Source organism: Blautia sp. St.27G3, from assembly GCF_059728505.1.
This window is the reverse complement of sequence record NZ_BAAGFO010000002.1, coordinates 654,710-678,993: the sequence shown is the minus strand read 5'-3', so window position 1 is coordinate 678,993 and position 24,284 is coordinate 654,710. Positions and strand designations below refer to the sequence as shown.

The window sequence follows — 24,284 nt, the reverse complement described above, 5'->3', positions numbered from 1 at the left end:
TATGGAAGATAAAAATAGGATAAATATAGAGGAAATTGAAGAAACAGTGCAGAGCATTGTAGAAAACTATACAGGGATTCATGTAAATGACAGAGAACTCAATCTTTTGGATGATACGTTGGGAATTCCTGTGGTAGACTGGTTATATGTGATACAGGAGATCGAAAGAAGATTCCAGGTTAATTTGGCAGAAATGATTGCAAAAGAAACCTTTGAATTTTTTACAGTCAAGGGTATCGCAGAAAAAATCAGAGAGGAGGGGTAAAAGTACAATAGCGGCGGCGTGTAACAGGGCAAAGAAATATTATTGCGATTGGAGGTAACAGGATGAGAAAACTGAAAAAGAACTACGAAAGAAAAAGTAATAGTGTTTTAGCAATGTCTGTTTGCTGGTGTCCGTGTGAGGGCGTGAGCTGTGCGTGTTGGGATGCAAATACGCAGAATTATAATAATTATCAATCATTGGTAGAGGGTTCAAGGAGTTCTACGACAAGAGCTAATTATGAATAATGATGTAGATTGTTAATAAAAACTAAGTAAAGGCTGCCGCTATTGTATTTTTATATAATTTATGAAAGAAACAAAAAGAATGTTATTATCGTTATCCAGAAAAAAGAGTAGTCTGCTTTTGTTTGGAATACTGTTTTTTCTTCTCTTTTTTATGCTGGTATTTATATCAGTTTATAACATATCCAAAGAAAACATTTCAGCAATCGAAAAGACATATGGTACAAGCTTCAGCATAGGAATTACGCCAGATAAAAATGATATGAATCAGTGGGAAGATCGAGTGATTGAAGGGTTGGATAGTTCGATACGGGCTTATATCGGGCCAAATGTGGATGAAGCTTTGGTGCGCAGGATTTCAGAGGGAGTGGACGGGATCACAGATTATGAGATTGGCAGCAGAGCCAATGTGATGTTGTACGAATATGAGCTGATTCCAGGATATCAAGTATGGAGTTATAACTATTTTTCAACGCATGAGCATCAATTGCTCTATGATCCAGAAGATACTAAGAATTTAATGTATGTTACTTGGAGTTACCATGCCAAGAATAGTTATCGTTTTGAACAGTTTTATAACGGTGCATTCCGGCTTACCCAAGGCCGACATATCACACCAGAGGATACGTTTAAATGTATTGTTTCGGAAAGCTTTGCTGAAAGAAATGATTTGCAACTGGGAGATATTGTGAAACTGGATTTTCCTTCGACGAATGTATGGGCGAAATATCCGATTGAATCACTTGGAACTGTGAAAACAGAGATAGTAGGACTTTTTGAAATGACCTACCGGCAGGCTGCCACGCAATATACAAACGAGCAGGATATTTTGGAAAACTGGGTGATTACAGACAATGAGACTGGACGTGCTTTGGATGATCTGTGCGGGGAACCGTATTATTTAAGTACAAGCCAGTTCTTTGTAGAAAATCCGGCAGAACTTGACGAGGTCATGGAGCGGGTAAGACAGCTTGACTGGATAGACTGGAAGTATTATGAGATCGTGAAGGACGATGCGCTGTACAGTCAGGCAGTAAAGCCTTTGCGGACGCTAAAAATAATTATGGGAGTCTGCCTCGTAGTCATAGTGATATCGGGCGTTTTGCTTCTGATGTTGATAGTCCTGCATTCAATAAAAAGGCGTAAGCGGGAGGCTGGCATCCTGATGTCTCTTGGAATCACGGGAAGAGAGATCAAAAAGCAGTTTTTAGGGGAGCATCTGGCGCTTGGACTTACCGCATTTTTCTTTGCTCTTATCGTGAGCCTGGCAGTCACGCCAGGGATTGGAAACCAGATATACGGAGCAGTGAATAAAGGAGGAGAGCAGAAGGTTTATACAGAAAAAGAAATAGAGGCGGCGATTGCTCGTGGAGAAAACAGCAAAGTGGCAGAGATGGCAAAAAATCAGAGGACAGGAGTAGAACCGCCGAAGGAGCTGACGACAAAGGTAGATATGAAGACTGCTTTGCTTGTATTTGCTCTGATGCTTCTGATCGTTTATTATAGTGTAAACGAAGCAATAAAGAAAACGCTGAAGCTGGAACCGATCAGAGTACTGTCTATGATTGAGTAGGACGGAGTACAGATAAAAGAAGGAGGAAAGTACAGTTTATGAGAGAAAGAAAACGAATATTATTATCGTTATTCCGGAAAAAGAGCAATATGTTTTTACTGGGAATACTGTTTTTTCTTCTTTTTTTTATGCTGGTATCTGTATCAATTTACAATACATCCAGGGATACGATCTCAGCAATTGAAAGGACGTACGGCACAAGCTTCAGCATTGGACTTACGCCCGATAAAAATGATATGAACCAGTGGGAAGACCGTGCGATTGAAGGGATGGATAGTCCTGTACGGACTTATATTGGTCCAAATGTGGATGAAGCGATGGTGCGCAGAATCACAGAAGAAGTGGAAGGGATTACAGATTATGAGGCAGGGAGCAGAGCTGATGTGATGCTGTATGAGTATGAGCTGGTTCCGGGCTATCACGCATGGAGTTACAATTATTTTACAACGCATGAGCATCATTTGCCCTATGATCCAGAAGAGACTAAAAATATGATGTATATAACGTATACTTATCATACCAGGAACAGCTGTCATTTTGACCAGTTTTATAACGGTGCATTCCGGCTCACCCAAGGCCGCCATATTACGCCGGACGATGCATTTAAATGCATTATTTCAGAAAACTTTGCCAAAAGAAATCATTTAAAACTGGGCGATACGCTGAAAATTGACCTTCATTCTTTGAACGTACGTGCGAAATATCCGATTGAATCACTGGGGTCAGTAGAGACGGAGATTGTAGGATTTTTTGAATTGACTTACCAGCAGACGGTCACTCAATATACAGAAGAAATAGACATTCTGGAAAACTGGGTGATTACAGACAATGAAGCCGGGCGTGCGCTGGATGAGATAATTGGGCGTCCATATTATCTGAGTGCAAGCCAGTTTTTTGTGGAAAATCCGGCAGAACTTGACGAGGTCATGGAGCAGGTAAGACAGCTTGACTGGATAGACTGGAAGTATTATGAACTTGTGAAGGATGATGGTCTGTACAGTCAGGCAGTAAAGCCTTTGCGGACACTGAAAATAATTATGGCGGTCTGCCTTGTAGTCATAGTGACGTCGGGCGTTTTGCTTCTGATGCTGGTAATCCTGCACTCGATGAAAAGGCGTAAGCGGGAGACTGGTATTCTGATGTCCCTTGGAATTACGGGCAAAGAGATCAGAAAGCAGTTTTTAGGGGAGCATCTGGCGCTTGGACTTACCGCATTTTTCTTTGCTCTTATCGTGAGCCTGGCAGTCACGCCAGGGATTGGAAACCAGATATATGGAGCAGTAAACAAGGGAGGAGAGCAGAAGGTTTATACAGAAAAAGAAATAGAGGCGGCGATTGCGCGCGGAGAAAACAGCAAGGTGGCGGAGATGTCGAGAAATCAGAGGACAGGAGTAGAGCCGCCGAAGGAGCTGACAACAAAGGTAGATATGAAGACTGCTTTGCTTGTATTTGCTGCAATGCTTCTGATTGTTTATTATAGTGTTAACGAAGCGATAAAGAAAACGCTGAAGCTGGAACCAATCAGAGTACTGTCTATGATAGAATAGTATGGAGGGTAAAAGAACATGAGAGTGGCTATCGTAGACGAAGGGATTGACAGACGGGCGCTTCTGCACCCGCAAAGGGTTCAGAAAGTAGTTTTTCCGGATGCGAAAACCGGCGGGGCTGAAATACCGGCAGGCGGGCATGGAACAGACTGTGCGGGACTTCTGGAACAATGTGCGGCTGAATACGAAATTTTAGATGTGCGTATCGCAAAAAGCTGGGAATCGCCGTTATCAGTCAGAGATTTGCGGAAAGCGCTGGAATGCTGCATAAAAGAGGAGGCGGATCTGATCTGCCTGAGCCTTGGAACCATGCGGCTTTCCGATGCGGAAATCTTGGATCCGGTTATGGCGCAGATACAGGAAAAAGAAATCACTGTCGTGGCGTCTCTGAGCAATGACGGAAAGATGACGCTTCCGGGCGCCTATCCGAATGTAATCTGCACGGCAATGGACTGGAATCATCTGCTGAAACCAGGGGAATGTAGAGCCGTGTATCACGAGATTTTACAGAAAATATACGTGGCAAACACGGAAGTCGGACCAAATAAAAAGGGCATTTGGAAAGGAAACAGTTACGCAGTGCCTGTGGCAGCCGGAAGTCTGATTCAGTGGATTAGGAAAAAAGAAAACGGACAGGCAGACGAATGGGCGCCTGAGACTGAGCTTTCTTTTGCGGACTTTGCAAGAAAAGGCTGGGGCAAACCTCTTGAAAGCCCGATGGTTGCTGTTGTGAACCGGGAAGAGATTTTTGAAACAGAAAAGCTAGTCCGCATATTCGCAGAAAAATTCAGCCTTGAGGCCGCCGCTCTCGTGGAAGAGGATTTTGGAAAAGGATTTCAGATATTTGGGAGAAACCATTATAGTGGTTCACGCGAAGAATTGCTGAACAAAATGGACCGCTATCTTGATGTTTCGTTGCTGCTCTCTGTCTATGAGAAGGAGGAAATGGAAAAAGAACACTTTTTTTACGATGCAGAAGTTTACTGCAGAAGGGAAAAAATAGATTTTTATGCAGAAGGAAGACTGGCCTGCACGCTGCGTGCATCTTCCGCAGTGGAAACGGATATCTGCAGGACATTGATCCGGATGCTGGGCGGAGAAGATTTATGAAGAGTGTAATAATACAGATTTTACAGATCATGAAGAAACATACGGCGGCCCTTGTCCTGATCGCGGGCGCCTGTCTTCTGTGTATGGCAGAAAGCTTTTTTCATCCGCTTATTTTGCAGAAGCTGACGGATGAAGGGCTGCTTCAAAGAGAATATGGACGGGTTGTAGGCTATGCGTGCCTGTTGATTATTTTGATTCTGGCAGTCCAGGGGCTGGAAGCGCTTCAGGACTGGTTGCTTTTAAGGGTACGCAATGATGTGCTCCATACGCTGCATGTCCAGGCGTTTCAAAAGGTGCTTCGTCTGAAAATAGGCCAGTTTACAAAACAAAACAGTACGGAGCTGATTCATCAGTTAAATACGGATATTGAAAGTGCGGGCGTACTTCTTGATAAAGGTGTTCTGTATCTGTTTACGTATTCGCTCCGTATCGTCAGCGGACTGATTGGGCTGTTTTTTATTAACTGGAAAATGGCGCTTTGTATTTTGGTATGTGTTCCTGTGAAATTTGTATTTTTACATATTTTGAGTAAAAAGAAGGAGGAGCAGTTTCAAAACTATATTCAGGAGAACCAGAGCTTTCATGCGTGGATATCGGACCGGATCAGCGGGATACGTGAAATAAAGCTTCAGAACCGGTATCAGAAAGAGGAAAAACAGTTTTCATGCCGGAAAGAAAAGCTTTTGTGCGGGCAGCAGAAAATAAATATGCTGGATATTTTTCATTCTTCTGCGGAGGCTGGAATACAGGGGATTATGACGGGAATTTATTATCTTCTGGGCGGATATTTTGTCTGTAACGGTTCTATGAGTATGGGAAGTGTACTGGCATTTATTTCTTACAGCGGAAATGTGACAGGACCGATTTCGATGCTGATGAATATAAAAATGATTGTTGCGCAGATACGCCCTTCTTTTAAAAGACTGAACGAATTCTGGAATCTTGATACAGAGCAGATTTGGGGCAGTAAGCTGGAACAGGAATTTCGTACCCTGGAATTACAGAGGGTTTGTTTTGGATATGGAAAAAAGCCGGTTATCAGAAATGCGTCCATGCAGCTGCGCCGCGGACAGCGGGTTGCGGTTGTGGGAGACAATGGAAGCGGAAAAAGCACACTGATTCAGCTTTTGCTTCGCTTTTACGAGCCTGACAGCGGCGAAGTTCTGGTAAATGGAAAAAACAGCAGAGCGATTAACCTTGAGGAGTACCGAGCTTTGTTTTCTGTGGTGTCTCAGTTTCCTTATCTTTTTCAGGAGACAGTCCGGGAGAATCTGGATTATGAGGGCAGATACACAGACGAGGAGCTGAAGGCCGTATTTCGCGAGACCGGAATGGAAGAGCTGCTGGCACATTTTCCGCAGGGGCTTGATACTGTGATCGGTGTGAGCGGGACAAACGTGTCCGGCGGAGAAAAACAGAAGCTTGCCTTTCTACGGGCAATGCTTCATCTGGCGCCTGTGCTGATTTTTGATGAATGTACGTCAAATTTTGATCATGAATCAGAGGAATGGTTTTTCACAGAGGGTTTGGAACTGCTGGGAGACAAACTGGTAATTCTGATTACCCATCAATTGAAATACGTGGAAAACTGCGATAAAATATACGAAATAAGAAATGGAAAGATAGAAGAAAGAAAAGCGATAAGAGAGAAAAGCAGTAAAAGGAAAAAGCAGAACAGGAGGCGGGAAAATGCTGCAGATTGTTGATATGATGTATTCTTACACGGATTATAATACCGTTTTGGAGGACGTAAATCTTGATTTTGAACAAGGAAAGCTGTATGCGATTCTGGGAAAGTCGGGATGCGGAAAAACGACGATGCTTTCTTTGCTCGGAGGGCTCGATAGTCCCAGAAAAGGAAAAATCCTTTATAACGGGACAGATATCCGGGAATATGGCCTTGACCGGCACAGGCAGGACCATGCGGCCTTCATTTTCCAGGGGTATAATCTGATTGAATATATGACAGTTAAGGAAAATGTGGCGCTCACCGCAAAGCTTCCGGTGGAGGAAGCTTTGGAAAAGGTAGGGCTTTCAAAAGAACTGTGGGACAGAAATGTTTTAAAGCTTTCCGGCGGCCAGCAGCAAAGAGTGGCTATTGCGAGGGGAATTGCCAGCAATAAGCCCATTCTTCTGGCTGATGAACCGACGGGAAACCTTGACGAGGATACGGCAAAGGACATTCTTGCGCTTTTGAAAAAAAGCGCCCATGAGGAGGGGCGGTGTGTGATTATGGTAACGCATTCCTCTGCCCTTGCGCAGGAGGCGGATGTGCTCTGCGAGTTTCAGGACAAACATTTTGTGGCAAAGGAAGCGGCTGATGAAAACAGATCATAAAACTCATAAAACAGATCATAAAAAATTGGTTCTGGGGCATGCAGTCCTGTATTTGAAAAGAAAAAAATCCAGAACCGCTGTTCTTACTGCAATTTTCTTTCTTCTTTTGGTGCTTGTGCTTTCGGGGATTACGCTGACAGCAGCAGTACAGGATTCACTTACAGAGCTGCGCAGGCAGTTTTTTGCCTGCGTGACCGTGGAGTGTACGTTTGATGAGGAGAACGTTGTGACGCCGGAGCTTGCAGGGAGTGTCGTGCAGGTAGTGGAGCCTGAGAAATGGACCGGAATCAATACGTTTTACCTCTCCATGAAGGAGCTCTTTTTATGCCCCGGGAAATTTACAGCAGAAGGAACGGAAGCCGCCCGGACGGCAAGAATGGTTGCGTGCACAGAAAGCGCCCTTGCCAGGGAGTTTACGGATGGAAAGCTGGAACTGGCGAAGGGCCGTGCGATAGAGAGCGGAGATACGGAAAAAGCGGTGATTTCTGAGTATCTGGCAGAGGCGAACGGCCTGAAGATAGGAGATACCATAACCGGAACCGTGACGGATGAAATCGTCATGAGGGCGCGCGCAGGTGTGGGAAATACATATCGCTTTGAGATCGTGGGAATTTTTACCGTTGCGCCTGAGGCAGATAATGCTTCCCCGCAAAGGGCGGAGCCGGAGATTCTTTCCAACTACATCTATGTAGATGAAGCAAGCGGAATGCAGGTGGCAGAGGAGGTCTGGCAGACTGAGCGGCAGTATACGAACGGACTTATTTTGCAGCTGGAGGATCCGGCGCTTCTGGATGCCAGCCTTGAGAACGTGATATCCATTCCGGGCTATCACTGGGACAGTTACTTCATCAACACGAACAGCGCGGATTATGACCGCAGCGCAGCGCCTCTTACGCAGATGAACCGTATTCTTTCTGCTATGCTGATTGCAGTTCTTCTCCTTGGGCTAATTATACTGGTCATTGTCCTGACCATGTGGAATCAGGAACGTACGGGAGAAATCGGAATCCTTCTTTCACTGGGCTTTTCAAAGAGACAGATAGTGGGCAGACTGATGGCGGAAAATCTTCTTGTTTATTTATGCAGTCTGATTCTCTGCGTTCCGTTTGTGTACGGGGGAGTCCGCATCCTTGCAGAGGTGTTGGAACTTCCGGGTGCAGGCTTACGGGCAGGAAGCGTCATTACAGCAGGAGCGGGGGGCATGATTTTCTGCGTGATTGTGACAGTTTTATCGTGTGTGAGGATTATGCGGGTGAATCCAAGAGAGATTCTGACAATGATAAACTGACCACTTGACAAATGCTTTATCGTATATTGCCTTTGGAGAAAAGGAATCCGACAGAAAAACAAGTTGGCATGGAACAGCTGATGGATGTTTAAAAAAGGGAAAGTTTTCGGTTAAATTGTAATGACAAAAGCGTTACAATATCAGAAGCGAGGAGGTGTGATCATGGAAAAAACACCAATATTGAATTTAAGAGTAAATCCAACGGTCAAAGAACGGGCAGAAAAAGTATTATCTCAGTTAGGTGTCCCCATGTCAACGGCCATTGATATGTATTTAAACCAGATTTCTCTTACTGGTGGAATTCCATTTTCTGTTTCTTTACCAAAAGCGCCGGCATCCATTTATGCAGATGCTATGACAACAGAAGAAATCCATCAGAAACTGGAAAAGGGATACAATGATATAGCGGCAGGAAGAGTACAGAATGCAGCAGAGGCATTTGCAAAATTCAGGGAGAATCATTGATTATGAAGCGATATACGGTTGAGATTACAAATGAAGCGTTGACTGATATGGATCAACTATATAATCACATTGCTTATGTCCTTCAGTCACCGGAAAACGCAATAAATCAATACAACCGGATTGCAGATGCTATATTAACATTGGATACATTGGATGAGAGAATCCATATTGTGGAATCGGAGCCGGAACAGAACAAAGAGATGAGACGGCTGTTGGTAGATAACTATTCTGTCTTTTATGTAATCCAGGGAGATAAAGTGATTGTAACAAATCAGAAAAATATAAAATCAGGCAGGGATATCCCCTGCCTGATTTGGCGTTTGATTCATGGTAATGAAAATAGAAAGTCCGTGAATCATGCCTTTTATTATTTATCTGCCTTCTGTGTCTTTGCCTCAGCAAGCTTCATGGCCCGAACCTTCAGCGGAAGGCCGAACAGTGTGATGAATCCGCTTGCGTCGTGGTGGTCGTAGAGATCTCCGGTTGTGAAAGAAGCGAGAGACTCATTGTAGAGGCTGTATGGAGAAGTCGTTCCGGCTTTGATGATATTGCCTTTGTACAGCTTGAATTTTACTTCTCCGGTCACGTATTGCTGCGTGGATTCCACGAATGCCTGAATTGCTTCGCGCAGCGGGGTGAACCATTTTCCTTCGTATACGACCTGGGCGAACTGGCTGCCCAGTTTTTTCTTTGTCTCAAGTGTTTCGCGGTCAAGGATCAGCTCCTCGAGCTGGTCGTGTGCTTCCATGAGGATGGTTCCGCCCGGAGTTTCATAAACGCCGCGGGATTTCATGCCCACTACGCGGTTTTCGACGATATCAACAATACCGATGCCGTGTTTTCCACCAAGCACATTCAGCTCAGAGATAATTTCAGAAACTTTCATCTCTTTGCCGTTTAACGTCTTCGGAACACCTGCTTCGAACGTCATGGTGATGTATTCACCCTGATCCGGGGCTTTTTCCGGGGTGACGCTGAGCACGAGCATGTGGTCATAGTTCGGCTCGTTCGCCGGATCTTCAAGCTCCAGGCCTTCATGGCTGATGTGCCACAGATTACGGTCGCGGCTGTAGCTCTGGCTGGCGTCGAACGGGAGGTTGATGCCGTGCTGTTTACAGAATTCAATCTCATCCTCACGGGACTGCATGGTCCAGACATCGGTCATACGCCATGGTGCGATAATTTTGAGATCCGGGGCCAGAGCCTTGATGCCAAGTTCAAAACGGATCTGATCGTTTCCTTTTCCTGTTGCGCCGTGGCAGATGGTGGTAGCGCCTTCCTTGCGGGCGATTTCCACAAGGCGCTTTGCGATAACTGGACGCGCCATGGAGGTGCCGAGCAGATATTTATGCTCATAAACAGCGCCGGCCTTTACGCATGGCATGATAAAGTCATCACAGAATTCGTCTACAATATCTTCAATATATAATTTGGAAGCGCCGGAAAGCTTTGCGCGTTCATCGAGGCCTTCCAGTTCATTACCCTGCCCACAGTTGATGCAGCAGCAGATTACTTCATAATCAAAGGTCTCCTTCAGCCACGGAATCAGCGCTGTTGTGTCCAGACCGCCGGAATAAGCCAGAATTACTTTTTCTTTCATAATGAAATCCTCCTCAGTACCAAATGATTTTATAAAACCAGGTTTTTCGTGTTCCTTTTATTTTCTCAGGCAATGCAGCCTTGTTTGGCCGTATGGGGCATCCCTGAGGGCCCTATTCGTCTGCAAGTATACCGCAAACATCATAAATATGCAATAGAGAAAATTGGTTTTGTATAATATGCAGAAAAGACTTGAATAATATTCATAAACAATGTATAATTATGCGGTGCGAAAGTTCTTTACAACTTTTTTTCGTTGGTATATGATAGGGAAAGTTAAAAAGATTTGAGGGAGGACTTTGGAAATGATCAAAGTAGGGATTATCGGAGCAACGGGGTATGCCGGTGCAGAGCTGGTGCGGCTGCTCCTTGGACATAAAGAAGCGGAAATTGTCTGGTATGGCTCACGAAGTTATGTGGATCAGAGCTATGCATCTATTTATCAAAATATGTTTCAGCTTGTGGATGCAACATGCATGGATGATAATATGGAAGAGCTTGCAGCAAAGGCGGATGTGATTTTTACGGCAACACCACAGGGGTTGTGTGCTTCTTTTATAAATGAAAGAATTCTTTCCAGTACGAAAGTAATTGACTTAAGTGCGGATTTCCGACTGAAAGATGTAGCAGTCTATGAAGAATGGTATAAAATAAAGCATCAGGCGCCGCAGTATCTGGAAGAAGCGGTCTATGGCCTGTGTGAGATAAATCGGGAAAAAATTAAAACAGCGCGTCTGATCGCCAATCCTGGCTGTTATCCGACCTGCAGCATCTTATCCATTTATCCGCTGGCAAAAGAAGGGCTGATTGACCTGTCAACGGTGATTATTGATGCAAAATCAGGAACCTCCGGAGCAGGACGCGGTGCCAAGACGGATAACCTTTACTGTGAGGTAAATGAAAATATCAAGGCGTACGGGGTAGCGGGGCATCGCCATACACCGGAGATTGAAGAGCAGCTTGGATATGCATCAGGCGAACATGTGACGCTGAACTTTACCCCCCATTTGGTTCCGATGAATCGTGGAATTTTGGTTACGGCATATGCATCTTTGAAAAAGAATGTGACGTATGAGGAAGTAAAGGCCGTTTATGACAAGTATTACGAGAAGGAACGTTTTGTCCGTGTTTTACCGGAGAATGTCTGTCCACAGACAAGATGGGTGGAGGGCAGCAATTATGTGGATGTTAATTTTAAGATTGACCCAAGAACAAACAGAATCATTATGATGGGTGCGATGGACAACCTTGTAAAAGGCGCCGCAGGCCAAGCCGTACAGAATATGAATCTCCTTTTTGGCCTGGATGAGGCAGAGGGACTTTATCAGGCGCCGATCTTCCCATAATACAGGGCTGTTTTTATATCTTCTGCGTATGGAGAACTCTGTGCCGCGTGCACAGAGGATGCAGGAAATATAAAGAAGATTGATGTACAATATTTTCAGATAAGAGGAGGAACATTCAGATATGGCTCAGGTTACAAAAAGAAGCGGCGGCGTTACTGCGGCACAGGGATTTCAGGCAATCGGAATTGCAGCGGGAATCAAAAAGAAACGCAAGGATATGGCGATGATCTACAGCGCAGCGCAGTGTGCGGTTGCGGGAACCTTTACGACAAATCTTGTAAAGGCGGCTCCGGTAAAATGGGACCAGCAGATTGTATACGGAAATAAAACGGCACATGCGGTTGTTGTGAACAGTGGCGTGGCCAATGCCTGCACCGGTGAAGAAGGGATGCGCTATTGCCGTGAGACGGCGCAGAAAGCAGCTTCTTTGTTTGGAATAGAAGAAAACCAGGTACTGGTTGCCTCAACTGGTGTGATCGGCAAACAGATACCGATTGATAAGATCGAAGCCGGCATTGAAGCGATGCGGCCGCTGCTCGAGGGCAGTGAGGCTGCGGGGACGCTTGCAGCAGAGGCGATTATGACGACAGACACCGTGAAAAAGGAGATCGCGGTTTGTGTGGAGATTGCGGGAAAAACAGTTACAGTGGGCGGTATGTGCAAGGGCTCTGGTATGATTCATCCGAATATGTGTACGATGCTGAGCTTTGTGACAACAGATGCAGCCATTTCACAGGAGCTTTTGCAGAAGGCGCTGAGCGCTGACATCCGGGATACCTACAATATGGTTTCTGTGGATGGAGACACCTCGACAAACGATACGTGTCTGCTTCTGGCAAATGGTCTGGCAGGAAATCCTGAAATTGTCTCAGAAGGAGAGCACTATCAGAAATTCTGTGAGGCGCTGAATACAGTGAATACGTATCTGGCGAAGCAGATGGCGGCAGACGGAGAAGGAGCGACAGCCCTCTTTGAAGTGCAGGTCACAGGCGCTGAGAGTAAAGAGCAGGCAGTGATTCTCAGTAAATCCATTGTGACTTCAAGCCTGACAAAGGCGGCAATTTTCGGCCATGATGCAAACTGGGGGCGTATTCTGTGTGCGATGGGTTATTCCGGTGCGCAGTTCGATCCGGAAAAGGTAGACCTGTATTTTCAAAGCGCAGCAGGCAGGGTGAAAATTATTGAAAATGGCGTGGCGACAGATTACAGCGAAGAGGAAGCGACGAAAATTCTTTCGGAGAAGGAAGTAACGGCTGTTGCGGATATCAAAATGGGAGATGCCCATGCGACGGCGTGGGGCTGTGATCTGACATATGATTATGTGAAAATCAATGCGGATTACCGTTCGTGAAAGGTAGGGAAGAAATATGGAATCAACAATGGAGTTGTGGGTGGAAAAGGCGAATGTCCTTATTGAGGCGCTGCCTTATATCCGCCGTTTTCATGGGAAAACGATTGTGGTAAAATATGGCGGAAGCGCTATGATTGATCAGGAGCTGAAGCAGAGCGTGATACGGGATGTTGCGCTTCTGAAGCTGATCGGTTTCAGACCGATCGTCGTACATGGTGGTGGAAAAGAAATTACCCGCTGGATTAATAAAATCGGTCTGGAAACAAATTTTATCAACGGGCTTCGCGTAACGGACAAGCCGACGATGGAAATTGTGGAGATGGTGTTAAATAAGATCAATAAGGATCTGGTGTCCATGATGCAGAATTTGGGCCTGAAAGCGGTTGGAATCAGCGGCAAGGACGGCGGAATCCTGCGGGTGGACAGGAAGCTGGCCGGAGATAAGGATATCGGCTTTGTAGGCGAGGTAAAAACGGTAAATACCGGACTGCTTGATACACTGCTTGATAATGATTTTGTCCCGGTTATCTGTCCTGTAGGCTTTGACAGCAGTTTTAATTCCTACAATGTCAATGCAGACGATGCAGCCTGTGCGATTGCGACCGCAGTGAAGGCCGCAAAGCTGGCGTTCCTGACCGATATCGAAGGAGTCTACCGTGATCCGCTTGACCGCTCGTCACTGATTAGTGAGCTGACAATACCGGAAGCAAAAGGATTTTTAAAGAGCGGCAATGTGGGCGGCGGTATGCTTCCAAAGCTTCAGAACTGCATTGCAGCAATCGAGGCAGGAGTTTCAAGGGTGCATATTCTGGATGGAAGAATTGCGCATTGCCTTCTTCTGGAATTTTTCACCAATAAAGGAATCGGTACGGCCATTATCGGCGACACCGAAGAACGCTACTATTCGGAAAACAATGAGACGTGCAAAATAAGAGAATGACGGGGCGGACGTTTGCAAACGAAGCGGAGCGAACTGCACGTCGGAGAAAATGGAGATGTTAAATTATGAAAAGTAAGGAATATATGGATCGGACGGAGCAGAGCGTGCTCCACACCTACAATCGTTTCCCAGTTGTTTTTGAGAAGGGCGAAGGGGTGTACCTTGAAGATGTAGAAGGAAAGAGGTACCTGGATTTTGGCGCCGGCATTGCAGTGTTTGCGCTTGGATACGGCAACAGAGAATATGAGGAAGCTCTGAAGGATCAGATCTCAAAGGTAATCCATACTTCAAATCTGTTCTATAACCCGCCACTTATGGAAGCGGCGGAAAAGCTCGTAAAGGTGAGCGGGCTGGATAAGGTTTTTTTTACAAACAGCGGAACAGAAGCAATTGAGGGTGCGATCAAAGTTGCCAGAAAATATGCTTATCTGAAAGACGGAAGTACAGATCATGAGATTATTGCGATGAACCATTCCTTCCATGGAAGGAGTATGGGAGCACTTTCAGTGACGGGGAACCCCCATTATCAGGAGGCGTTTAAGCCGTTGATCGGAGGCATTCGGTTTGCTGATTTTAATGATCTGGAAAGCGTGAAAGCGCAGGTTACAGATAAGACGTGTGCAATCCTTCTGGAGCCGGTGCAGGGCGAGGGCGGCATTTATCCGGCATCTCAGGAATTTATGGACGGAGTGAGAAAGCTTTGCGATGAAAAGGATATCCTGCTGATTCTGGATGAGATACAGTGTGGAATGGGACGGACCGGAAGCTGGTTTGCATGGCAGCAGTACGGAACCAAACCGGACGTCATGACGTGTGCCAAGGCGCTTGGCTGTGGTATTCCGGTGGGAGCTTTCGTATTGAATGAAAAGACAGCCAAGGCTTCTCTTGTCCCGGGAGATCATGGAACGACGTATGGTGGGAATCCGCTGGCCTGCGCTGCTGTTTCCAGAGTGTTTGATCTGTTTGAAACACTTGACATCATTGCGCATGTAAAGGAGCTGACACCGTATTTTGAGGCAAAGCTGGACGAGCTGACTGCCAGGTATGATTTCCTTGCGGCGAGGCGGGGAAGAGGATTTATGCAGGGGCTTGTTGTGACTGGCCGGCCGGTCGGAGAGATTGTAAAGAAGGCGCTGGAGAACGGGCTGATCGTACTCAGCGCAGGAAGCGATGTGCTTCGGCTGGTGCCGCCGCTTGTGATTGAAAAAGCGGATATTGATGAGATGGTGAAGCGCCTCGAGCAGTCGTTTTGAGTGCCGTGTATAGATTTTGACAAATCTGCATATACTTTCGATGTTAAATATGATTTATTTCATTGAAAGGACGGAAGGTATATGTGGGGAATTCTGATTGCATTATTGTCTGGTGCGCTGATGAGCGTGCAGGGAGTCTTTAATACAGAAGTGACGAAGCAGACGAGCCTATGGGTATCGTCTGCTTTTGTGCAGTTTACGGCGCTGCTGGTCTGTCTGGGGGCGTGGCTGATTACGGACCGGACGAATCTGATGTCACTTGCGCAGGTGGAGCATAAATATATGCTGCTTTCCGGTGTGATCGGCGCGTTTATTACGGTGACAGTGGTAAAAGCAATGAGTTCGCTTGGACCGGCCCGTGCGGCGATGCTGATCGTTGTGGCACAGCTGATCATTGCGTATTTGATTGAGCTGTTCGGGATGTTTGGTGTGGAGAAAGAGCCGCTTGAGTGGCGTAAGGTGATTGGGATGGCGATCTCAATTGTCGGGATCGTGATTTTTAAATGGTAAATGTGATGGAAAAAAGGTTGACGGGGTTCGGGAATACTCCTATAATCAGTGGCAGCAAAAAACGCTGACAGGAGGATTTGTTTTGAAGTTTTACAGTCACAAATCAAGGCTGGATTTTCCAGTCTCAGTAAGCCCGATGGGAGAGATTGAGGGATTTCCGGTGAGGCCGGGAATGTTTGATGTCAATGGAGCGACTGCGCTTCCGGGGGGCGTGAATTTTACAGTGCATACGCATGACGGAACGTCTGTCGAGCTGTTGCTTTTCCATAAAAAAGAGGATGAACCGTATGCGGTTCTGCCGTTTCCTGAGACATACCGGATCGGGGATGTCTATTCGATGATTGTTTTTGGACTGAATATAGAAGAGTTTGAATACGCGTACCGTGTGGACGGTCCCAATGAACCGAAAAAAGGCCTGATGTTTCAAAAAACAGAGGTTCTGCTTGATCCCTATGCGAGAGCAGTGGCAGGGCAGCGAATCTGGGGGGAACAGCCGTCACACAGCTATCATGCCAGAGTCGTGCAGGATGTTTTTGACTGGGGAGATATGCCGCAGTCCAAAAGAGAGCTGAGCGATCTGATTATATATGAACTGCATGTCCGCGGGTTTACGAAGCATGCTTCTTCCGGTGTTGCCCATCGTGGAACATTTGCCGGTCTGATGGAGAAAATCCCTTATCTCAAGGAACTTGGAATTAATGCGGTAGAACTGATGCCGATTTTTGAATTTGATGAGACGCGAAATTCCAGAGAGGTGAATGGTAAAAAGCTTTTGGAATACTGGGGCTATAATACCATCAGCTTTTTTGCGCCCAACACGAGCTATACGGCTTCGGAGGAGTATAATCAGGAAGGCACGGAGCTGAAGGAACTGATTCGGGAGCTTCATAAAAACGGAATAGAAGTCATTTTGGATGTCGTGTTCAATCATACGGCAGAGGGCAATGAAATGGGGCCTACCTTCAGCTTTAAAGGGTTTGACAACCGGATTTATTATATGCTGACACCGGACGGGAATTATTATAATTTCAGCGGTTGTGGCAATACCTTGAACTGCAATCATCCGATTGTGCAGCAAATGATTCTGGAATGCCTGAGATACTGGACGGTCAGTTACCGAGTAGATGGATTCCGGTTTGATCTTGCGAGTATTCTGGGCAGAAATACAGACGGTTCACCGATGAACAATCCGCCGCTTCTGAAAAGTCTGGCGTATGATCCGGTGCTGGCAAATGTGAAGCTGATCGCAGAAGCCTGGGATGCAGGCGGCATGTATCAGGTGGGAAGCTTTCCGGCAAGCCGCCGGTGGGCGGAATGGAACGGCAGGTACCGGGATACGATTCGTGGATTTTTAAAGGGCGACAACTGGGAAGCCCATCCGGCTGCCTGGAGCATTGCGGGCTCGGAGGATCTCTATGGAGGATTCCATCTGGATGATGGAGGAAGCTATGCCGGATACAATTCCTGTGTGAATTTCCTGACCTGCCATGACGGTTTTACTCTGTATGACCTGTACGCTTATAACGAAAAACATAACTGGAACAATGGATGGAATAATACGGACGGCAGCAATAACAACCGAAGCTGGAACTGTGGCGAAGAGGGAGAGACGTCGAATACGGAAGTTCAGACACTGCGCCGCCGTATGATACGCAATGCGTGCGCGGTTTTAATGTGCAGCCGCGGAACACCGATGTTTCTCTCAGGTGATGAATTCGGGAATACACAGTACGGCAATAACAACTGTTACTGTCAGGATAATGAGATCTCCTGGCTTGACTGGTCGTTGCTTGAAAAAAACCGTGAATTGTTTGAGTTTTTCCGTTTTATGATTGCGTATCGGAAAGCACATCCGGCGATCCGGAAAAGGCTTCCGGATGCCGTTTGCGGGATGGAACCGGTGCGTATACATGATACGCAGGCGGAGAAGCTGAGCATTGCGCCGGATGCCCGCACATTTGCGTTGAGCTTTGCCGGATACAATAGGAAAAAGGGCGAGGATGACCTCGTATATGTAGCAATCAATACGTACTGGGAGGATGTACGAATTACGCTTCCGGTTCTGAAAACAAATGGTTCCTGGTATCTGAGCGTGAATACCTGGGGGGACGGGCAGGGCAGATATTTCTATCCGGAAGGAACAGAGACGAGAATTGCCAGTGAATTTATCATGCGTCCGCGGTCTGTCGCGGTGTTTACAGGCAGAAAATTTTAAAAAGTCATTGCAAATTTTTTACTTTTTCGTTAAAATATAGAGGTGTAAGGGAAACCGGCAGTGCAGGCTGCATGGATTATATGCAGAAAAAAAGAAGGGGGCTGGCAGCAGTCCTATTGTTTGTGTTATTTTATTGTCTGACTGGATGCAGAGGCAGGCATGAGGTGTATGAAGCCGGGCTGGAAACCGAATGGCTTCATACGACAGAGACGGAAATGTCATATACGGAGACTGACAGCGAGAAGCAGACACAGGGTTATTCCGGATATGTATATGTCTGCGGGGCAGTATCGCGGCCGGGCGTATATCCCCTGTATGACGGAATGCGGATTTTTGAGGCAGTGGAGCTGGCAGGCGGTTTTTTGCCGGAGGCAGACGAGACATGGCTGAATCAGGCCAGTCCCATGCAGGATGGTCAGCAGCTGTATGTGTATACAAAAGAAGAGACCCGGAAGATAAAGGACGTTCGGGGAGAGGGTACCGTTTGTGATCTGGCCGAGCTTTGGCCAGATGGAAGTACAGGCGGGAAAACGCAGGAGCAGGGTAAGGTAAATCTGAATACGGCAGATGTGGATGAGCTGATGACGCTTCCGGGAATTGGGGAAGCAAAAGCTCAGGCAGTTGTGCAGTACCGGGCGGAGCACGGAGCTTTTTCTTCTATCGAGGAGATTCGGCAAATTCCGGGAATTAAGCAGGCTGTATTTTCGAAAATAAAGGATCAGATTACGGTATAGGCAGTGAAGGAGTGAAACCATGAGTAAAAGAGTTTTGGTAGTAGACGATGAGAAGCTGATTGTGAAAGGAATCCGGTTCAGTCTGGAGCAGGATGATATGGAGGTGGACTGTGCATACGATGGCGAAGAGGCAGTCCAGATGGCGAAGGAGAAAGAATATGACATTATTCTGCTGGATCTGATGCTGCCGAAACTTGACGGGCTTGAGGTCTGCCAGCAGATCCGGGAGTTTTCGGATGTACCGATTGTCATGCTGACGGCAAAAGGCGATGATATGGATAAGATTATGGGACTTGAGTATGGCGCCGATGATTATATCACGAAGCCGTTTAATATTCTTGAAGTAAAGGCCCGGCTGAAGGCAATTATCCGCAGGACTTCGCAGAAGACTGCATCGGAGCCGAAAGGCAAGATCGTAGAGGTCGGGGATCTGGCCATTGACTGTGAGGGCAGAAGAGTCAGCATAGCAGGCAAGGAGGTCAACCTGACAGCAAAGGAATTTGATGTCCTAGAGCTGCTTGTTTTTAATCCGAATAAAGTATACAGCAGAGAAAATCTTCTGAATATTGTGTGGGGCTATGAGTATCCGGGTGATGTCCGGACCGTGGATGTCCACATTCGGAGACTGCGCGAGAAGATCGAAGCAAATCCGAGTGAACCAAAATACGTACATACGAAGTGGGGAGTGGGTTATTATTTCCAGCATTAAGGAAAGGCTCCGTGGACATTTTAAAAGTCTGCGTACACGGATTTTTGTCATTGTGCTGCTTGTAGGTATGATTCCGATCTTTCTGATGAAATACGTAATCTTAGAGAATTATGAAACACAGTCTATTGAGCAGAAAAGTGCGCTGATTCAGAGCCAATGCCAGCAGATTGTGGATCAGGTCGGAAGTTCCGGTTATATTAGAAATGTTTCGACAAGCCAGCAGGTTGATAAGCAGCTTGTACAGCTTGCGAGCATTTACAACGGCAGAGTGATAATTGTAAACAGCAGCTTTCGCATTGTCCGGGATACTTATGAGATTGATGAGGACAAAGTGATTATTTCAGAGGAGGTGCTCCAGTGTTTTCTTGGCACCGATTCGACAAATTACAATGAAGAAAATGAATTTCTGGAACTGACGCTTCCGGTGAAAAATCCGGATACAAAGTCTACAGAAGGAATTATGATCGTCAGCCTGTCAACGCAGGATGTGAAGGATGGTAAGGATGCGCTGAGTAACACGGTTCTGATTTTGCAGGTCGTGATTACCATTCTGATTCTGGCGGCTGCTTATTATGTGGCGAGGGTTCTGACAAAGCCATTCGGAAAGATTACACGTTCTCTGGAAGGTATGCAGGGAAACGTGATTGATGACGAAGGAATTTCCATTCCGGAGTACACGGAAACACAGATGCTTGCCGAGGCATATAATCGTATGCTGAAGCGGCTCAAGATTCAGGAAGAATCGCGGCAGGAGTTTGTTTCCAATGTCTCGCATGAGCTCAAGACGCCGATTACTTCTATGAAAGTACTGGCTGATTCTCTGCTGGCGCAAAAGGATGTTCCGGCAGAGCTCTATCAGGAATTTATGGGCGATATTGCGGAAGAGATCGACAGAGAGAACAAGATTATTACAGATCTACTGTCTCTTGTGAAGATGGACAAGCGATCTTCTGACGTGAATATTAAGGAAACCAATATCAATCAGCTGATTGAACTGATTTTGAAGCGTCTGCGCCCGATTGCCGCAAAACAGAATATTGATCTGGTGCTTGAAAGCTTTAAGCCGATTCTGGCGGAAGTGGATGAGACAAAGCTGACGCTGGCGTTGTCGAACCTTGTTGAGAACGGGATTAAATATAATAAGGAAGACGGCTGGGTGCATGTTTCCCTGAATATTGACAGCAAATATTTCTATGTAAAGGTGGAAGATTCCGGCATGGGAATTCCGGAATCTGACCAGGAGCATATATTTGAACGTTTTTACCGGGTTGATAAATCCCATTCCAGAGAAATCGGAGGGACCGGACTGGGACTCGCAATCACACGGAGTGCTGTTCTCATGCATCACGGTGCGATCAAGGTGTACAGCAAAGAAGGGGAGGGAACCACCTTTACGGTGCGTATCCCGCTGAAATATGTACCGTGATACAGGAAACGGTCTATGATGACGGGAGGCATTTGGTGAAAAGAAAAAGAAAGCTTCTGCTTCTGTTTGCAGTATTTCTATTTGTGCTTTGGGGCTGTGGGAAAAAGCAGGAGAAGGAGAACAGTTATAAATTATATTATGTCAATCAGGCCGGAACACGGCTTGCGGAGTCCGACTATTATCCGCAGGCGCAGACGTTTGAGGAGATGATGGACGAGCTGCTCAGACAGCTTCAGAATCCGCCTGCGGGTTCCTCGGGATTGATGAGTGTATTTGCAGAGGGCGTGGCGGTGAATGGTTATGAGCGTGGTATTGATGCGCTGCGTATTGATTTTTCTGGGGAATACTATAAGCTGAGCAATACGCAGGAAGTACTTTTGCGTGCGGCGGTGGTTAAGACCTTTTCTCAGGTTCCCGGTGTTGCAAAGGTTATGATTACGGTAAATAAAGAACAGCTGAAGGATACAGCCGGAGAACTGGTACAGCCGATGGATGCCAATTCCTTCATTGATACAAAAGAGGGTGGAATCAATTCCTATCAATATGCAACCCTGATTCTGTATTTTGCGGACAGCGACGGAGAGAAGCTTGTGAAGGAGACGCGGAGCCTGCATTATTCCAGTAATATGGTACAGGAACGCGTGGTGGTTGAGCAGCTTCTTGCGGGTCCCGAGGAATCAGGACATAAGGCAGTCCTTGGAAGCGACGTGCGGATTCAGAATGTATACATTCAAAATGGAATCTGTACGATCAACTTTGACGAGAGCGTGAACAATATGCCGTCAGAGAATCCGCCGGATGCCACAGTTGTGCTGTATGCAGTTGTCAATTCGATCTGTGATACGTGCGATGGTATTTCCGGTGTGAAGTTCGAGATCAACGGAGACAGTGATGTGCTGTTCTGGAATACAGTTGATCTGAATCAGGTTTTTATGATGAACCGTTCGTATATTGAACAGAGCTCCATGCAGACGGAGGAGACTGCCGCCTGAGAAAGAATATAAAGGAGTGACAGTTTGAAAAGAGCACTGAGCGTATTTTGCACAGCTGTTCTGCTGTTTCTGTTCTTGCTGTGTGAAACGGGAAACTGCAGCCGCGGTTTCCCGGATCAAGCAGCGGAAGCTTTGCTGGAAGCGCAGGGGCAAAGCGGAACAGTTATGATCCGGGGAACGGTGAGCAAGTGTGAAAAGTTATCTACAGGTATACGCCTGTCTGTGAATCATCTGAGTATTCAAAATAAGAAAAATTCTGTTATATCTTTGCTATCTGATTTAAATCTCATATTTACAACAGAATATACGGAAATACAGCCCGGGGACATCGTCTGCGTTAAAGGGGAATTCCGGAGCTATGACGACGCTGCAAATCCGGGTGAATTTGATGCAAAAGCCTATTATTGGGCACAAAATACGGTGGGGCAGTTAAGACGTGCAAAAATTCTTTTTGTTGAGAAAAAGTCTTCGGGTCCTGTATTATGGGCACACCAGATGCGGGCGGCACTTAGGGAATCTTACTGTCAAATACTGCCGGATCGTGCAGCGAGGACAATTTCCGCGATCAGTCTGGGTGAAAAAAACTGGATGGAACGCGAGTGGAAACAACAGTATCAGGAAGGCGGCATTTCACATATCCTGGCGATTTCAGGACTTCATATTTCCTTGCTTGGTATGTTAGGGTTCCGGCTTTTGCGGAGGTTTCGATGCAGCTTTCAAAGTTCTGCACTGTTTTCTGCCGCAGTCCTGTCCTTTTATCTTTTTATGTCCGGGTTCAGCATTTCCGCTCGAAGAGCATGTATCATGTTTTTTGTGTGGCTTGGAGCGCAGGTGTGCGGAAGGAGTTATGATATGCTGACAGCAATTTCGGTTGCAGCGTTGCTTCTTGTGGCCGGAGACGGTCGGAATTTGTACCAGGCATCGTTTCTGCTGTCGTTTTCAGCAGTGCTGACCCTGTCGGTGGTGACTGGGGCTGTTTTGAAATCTTCTCATATTACGGGAATGGCAGGGAAAGCGGTAGGTACTTCGCTGACCGTATGGTTTGGTACCCTTCCATTTACTGCGTATTTTTTCTATCAGGCATCGCCGTGGAGTGTGGTGGCAAATCTGGTAGTAGTACCTTTGATGGGTATTCTAATGACATCAGGATTGATTGCAGCGTGCGTTGGTATGGTTTCCGTATCGGCCGGTATGTTTTTTGCCGCTCCTGTCCGGTATCTTCTGTCTGGTTTTGAGTGGCTGTGCCGGTTTCAGCAGAGGCTGCCGGTACCGGTATGGGTGACGGGGCGTCCTGAGAAGTGGAGAATTGTAGTTTATTATATGGTATTGCTTGGCGTAGTCTGGCTGATCGGTCAGATCTTTCAAGTTCATACGCGGAAAACAGCCCGAGGTGGGAGGAAAAAGAATTGTTTGGGAAAATGGGGGATGCGGAGTATCTGGCTTTGCGCGGGACTGGTGTGTCTGGCAGTTCTGACGGTACGTCCGGGGCGGCGTCTTCAGATTGATTGCCTGGACGTCGGACAGGGAGACTGCGCCCTGGTACAGTTACCGACCGGTGAAAACTGTCTGATTGACGGAGGAAGTTCTTCTAGAGATAAAATATGGGAATATGTAATCGGACCTGCTGTGAAATATTATGGGATTGCGGAACTTGATTATATTTTTCTGTCGCATGCGGATGAAGATCATATGAACGGGATTGCCGAGTATATTGCGTCGTATGAGGTCGGAGTCGGTGGAAGAAATGTACATGGCATTTCTGTGAAGCATATCGTGCTGCCGCCGTGTGCCAGTCAGGCGGATTTTCTGGAACTTCGGCAGATGGCAGGGGAAAAGGGACTGAAGGTTTCACGTATGGAAGCAGGAGGCAAAATAGCAGGAGGAGAAGGTACGGCCCATGCCTGGCAGTTGTTATGTCTGGCCCCGGAAAGAAGCATGCTTACAGGAGAGAAGAATGAGGATTCTATGGTTCTGATGCTGAGTTACGGGCAATTCCGGATGCTTTTTACAGGAGATCTGGAGGGGGAGGCAGAGCGCAGGCTTGCGGCTTCCGATGCGGACTTGCACGCGGATGTTCTGAAGGTGGGACATCACGGTTCCGCGGGCGCATCCGGACAGGAACTTCTTGCGCGGGTTCAGCCCCGAATTGCTGTAATTTCCTGTGGCAGGGATAATGCATATGGGCATCCGGCGCAGGAGACCGTAGACAGGCTTGCGCATGCGGGAAACGATATTTTTGTGACAGCAGAGTGCGGCGCGGTTTCTGTCACGACAGACGGAAAGACATTTGCTGTAAAAAGCACAGGAAATTATGAAAAATTTGAAAAAAATTTGAAAAATAATGGAAAAATACCGCCTGTTTAGAATATAATAATAAAAGAG

At 46.5% G+C, this 24,284-nt stretch carries 22 protein-coding genes; 21 read left to right on the top strand and 1 reads right to left on the bottom strand.

All coding sequences use genetic code 11. The features are described from left to right. Nucleotide 1: 1 nt before the first annotated feature. The 10 genes from AC6I2O_RS12735 (at nt 2) to AC6I2O_RS12690 (ending at nt 9,300) form a co-directional block, all read left to right on the top strand. Nucleotides 2–265: a hypothetical protein gene (locus tag AC6I2O_RS12735; RefSeq protein ID WP_497742840.1), complete on the top strand. Its 264-nt coding sequence runs from the start codon at nt 2–4 to the stop codon at nt 263–265. Between the two features lie 62 nt (nt 266–327). After that, nucleotides 328–510, top strand: coding sequence for a hypothetical protein (locus AC6I2O_RS12730; RefSeq protein WP_497742839.1), 183 nt, complete (start codon nt 328–330; stop codon nt 508–510). A gap of 259 nt (nt 511–769) precedes the next feature. Further along, on the top strand, nt 770–2,080 hold the full coding sequence (locus AC6I2O_RS12725) for an ABC transporter permease (protein WP_497742838.1): 1,311 nt from the start codon (nt 770–772) through the stop codon (nt 2,078–2,080). 38 nt (nt 2,081–2,118) lie between these two features. Continuing rightward, nucleotides 2,119–3,627, top strand: coding sequence for an ABC transporter permease (locus AC6I2O_RS12720; RefSeq protein WP_497742837.1), 1,509 nt, complete (start codon nt 2,119–2,121; stop codon nt 3,625–3,627). Between the two features lie 18 nt (nt 3,628–3,645). Further along, nucleotides 3,646–4,737, top strand: a complete 1,092-nt coding sequence (locus tag AC6I2O_RS12715) for a S8 family serine peptidase (protein ID WP_497742836.1) — start codon at nt 3,646–3,648, stop codon at nt 4,735–4,737. Continuing rightward, nucleotides 4,734–6,443 carry an ABC transporter ATP-binding protein gene (locus tag AC6I2O_RS12710; protein WP_120391839.1) on the top strand — a complete coding sequence of 570 codons (1,710 nt, stop codon included), beginning with the start codon at nt 4,734–4,736 and terminating at the stop codon, nt 6,441–6,443. Before AC6I2O_RS12715 ends, AC6I2O_RS12710 begins: the two co-directional genes overlap by 4 nt. Then, nucleotides 6,427–7,074, top strand: coding sequence for an ABC transporter ATP-binding protein (locus AC6I2O_RS12705; RefSeq protein ID WP_120391838.1), 648 nt, complete (start codon nt 6,427–6,429; stop codon nt 7,072–7,074). Before AC6I2O_RS12710 ends, AC6I2O_RS12705 begins: the two co-directional genes overlap by 17 nt. Beyond that, nucleotides 7,058–8,362 carry an ABC transporter permease gene (locus tag AC6I2O_RS12700; RefSeq protein WP_497742835.1) on the top strand — a complete coding sequence of 435 codons (1,305 nt, stop codon included), beginning with the start codon at nt 7,058–7,060 and terminating at the stop codon, nt 8,360–8,362. The genes AC6I2O_RS12705 and AC6I2O_RS12700 overlap by 17 nt, the downstream gene beginning before the upstream one ends. Nucleotides 8,363–8,524: 162 nt before the next feature. Next, on the top strand, nt 8,525–8,827 hold the full coding sequence (locus AC6I2O_RS12695) for a type II toxin-antitoxin system RelB/DinJ family antitoxin (RefSeq protein WP_497742834.1): 303 nt from the start codon (nt 8,525–8,527) through the stop codon (nt 8,825–8,827). A 2-nt stretch (nt 8,828–8,829) separates the two neighbouring features. Then, nucleotides 8,830–9,300: a type II toxin-antitoxin system RelE/ParE family toxin gene (locus tag AC6I2O_RS12690; protein WP_497742832.1), complete on the top strand. Its 471-nt coding sequence runs from the start codon at nt 8,830–8,832 to the stop codon at nt 9,298–9,300. On the opposite strand, the gene AC6I2O_RS12685 is transcribed toward AC6I2O_RS12690, so the two are convergent. Continuing rightward, complete coding sequence (locus AC6I2O_RS12685) at nt 9,195–10,427, bottom strand: argininosuccinate synthase (RefSeq protein ID WP_120391835.1); 1,233 nt, start codon at nt 10,425–10,427, stop codon at nt 9,195–9,197. The genes AC6I2O_RS12690 and AC6I2O_RS12685 overlap by 106 nt on opposite strands. 304 nt (nt 10,428–10,731) lie before the next feature. On the opposite strand from AC6I2O_RS12685, the gene argC reads away from it, so the two are divergent. From argC to AC6I2O_RS12630, 11 genes are all read left to right on the top strand, one after another. Further along, nucleotides 10,732–11,772 (top strand): N-acetyl-gamma-glutamyl-phosphate reductase, encoded by a 1,041-nt coding sequence (gene argC, locus AC6I2O_RS12680; protein WP_120391834.1) that lies wholly within the window; start codon nt 10,732–10,734, stop codon nt 11,770–11,772. A gap of 121 nt (nt 11,773–11,893) precedes the next feature. Further along, nucleotides 11,894–13,123 carry a bifunctional glutamate N-acetyltransferase/amino-acid acetyltransferase ArgJ gene (gene argJ, locus AC6I2O_RS12675; RefSeq protein ID WP_497742831.1) on the top strand — a complete coding sequence of 410 codons (1,230 nt, stop codon included), beginning with the start codon at nt 11,894–11,896 and terminating at the stop codon, nt 13,121–13,123. Between the two features lie 16 nt (nt 13,124–13,139). Further along, nucleotides 13,140–14,063, top strand: coding sequence for an acetylglutamate kinase (argB, locus tag AC6I2O_RS12670; protein WP_120391832.1), 924 nt, complete (start codon nt 13,140–13,142; stop codon nt 14,061–14,063). Between the two features lie 65 nt (nt 14,064–14,128). Continuing rightward, the gene (locus AC6I2O_RS12665; protein ID WP_497742830.1) at nt 14,129–15,316 is read left to right on the top strand and encodes an aspartate aminotransferase family protein; all 1,188 of its coding nucleotides are present in this window, start codon (nt 14,129–14,131) and stop codon (nt 15,314–15,316) included. Between the two features lie 81 nt (nt 15,317–15,397). Continuing rightward, the gene (locus AC6I2O_RS12660; protein ID WP_120391830.1) at nt 15,398–15,826 is read left to right on the top strand and encodes a DMT family transporter; all 429 of its coding nucleotides are present in this window, start codon (nt 15,398–15,400) and stop codon (nt 15,824–15,826) included. A 136-nt stretch (nt 15,827–15,962) separates the two neighbouring features. Beyond that, nucleotides 15,963–18,041, top strand: a complete 2,079-nt coding sequence (locus AC6I2O_RS12655) for a glycogen debranching protein (protein ID WP_497742982.1) — start codon at nt 15,963–15,965, stop codon at nt 18,039–18,041. 80 nt (nt 18,042–18,121) lie between these two features. Continuing rightward, a complete protein-coding gene (locus AC6I2O_RS12650) occupies nt 18,122–18,775 on the top strand; it encodes a ComEA family DNA-binding protein (RefSeq protein ID WP_497742828.1) in 654 nt (217 codons plus the stop codon). A gap of 19 nt (nt 18,776–18,794) precedes the next feature. Then, nucleotides 18,795–19,484 carry a response regulator transcription factor gene (locus AC6I2O_RS12645; RefSeq protein ID WP_120391828.1) on the top strand — a complete coding sequence of 230 codons (690 nt, stop codon included), beginning with the start codon at nt 18,795–18,797 and terminating at the stop codon, nt 19,482–19,484. Next, entirely contained in the window at nt 19,429–20,910 is a 1,482-nt protein-coding gene (locus AC6I2O_RS12640) for a sensor histidine kinase (protein ID WP_497742827.1), read from the top strand. Before AC6I2O_RS12645 ends, AC6I2O_RS12640 begins: the two co-directional genes overlap by 56 nt. A 35-nt stretch (nt 20,911–20,945) precedes the next feature. Beyond that, on the top strand, nt 20,946–21,902 hold the full coding sequence (locus tag AC6I2O_RS12635; RefSeq protein WP_497742826.1) for a GerMN domain-containing protein: 957 nt from the start codon (nt 20,946–20,948) through the stop codon (nt 21,900–21,902). Between the two features lie 24 nt (nt 21,903–21,926). Further along, a complete protein-coding gene (locus AC6I2O_RS12630) occupies nt 21,927–24,266 on the top strand; it encodes a DNA internalization-related competence protein ComEC/Rec2 (RefSeq protein ID WP_497742825.1) in 2,340 nt (779 codons plus the stop codon). Nucleotides 24,267–24,284 lie beyond the last annotated feature (18 nt).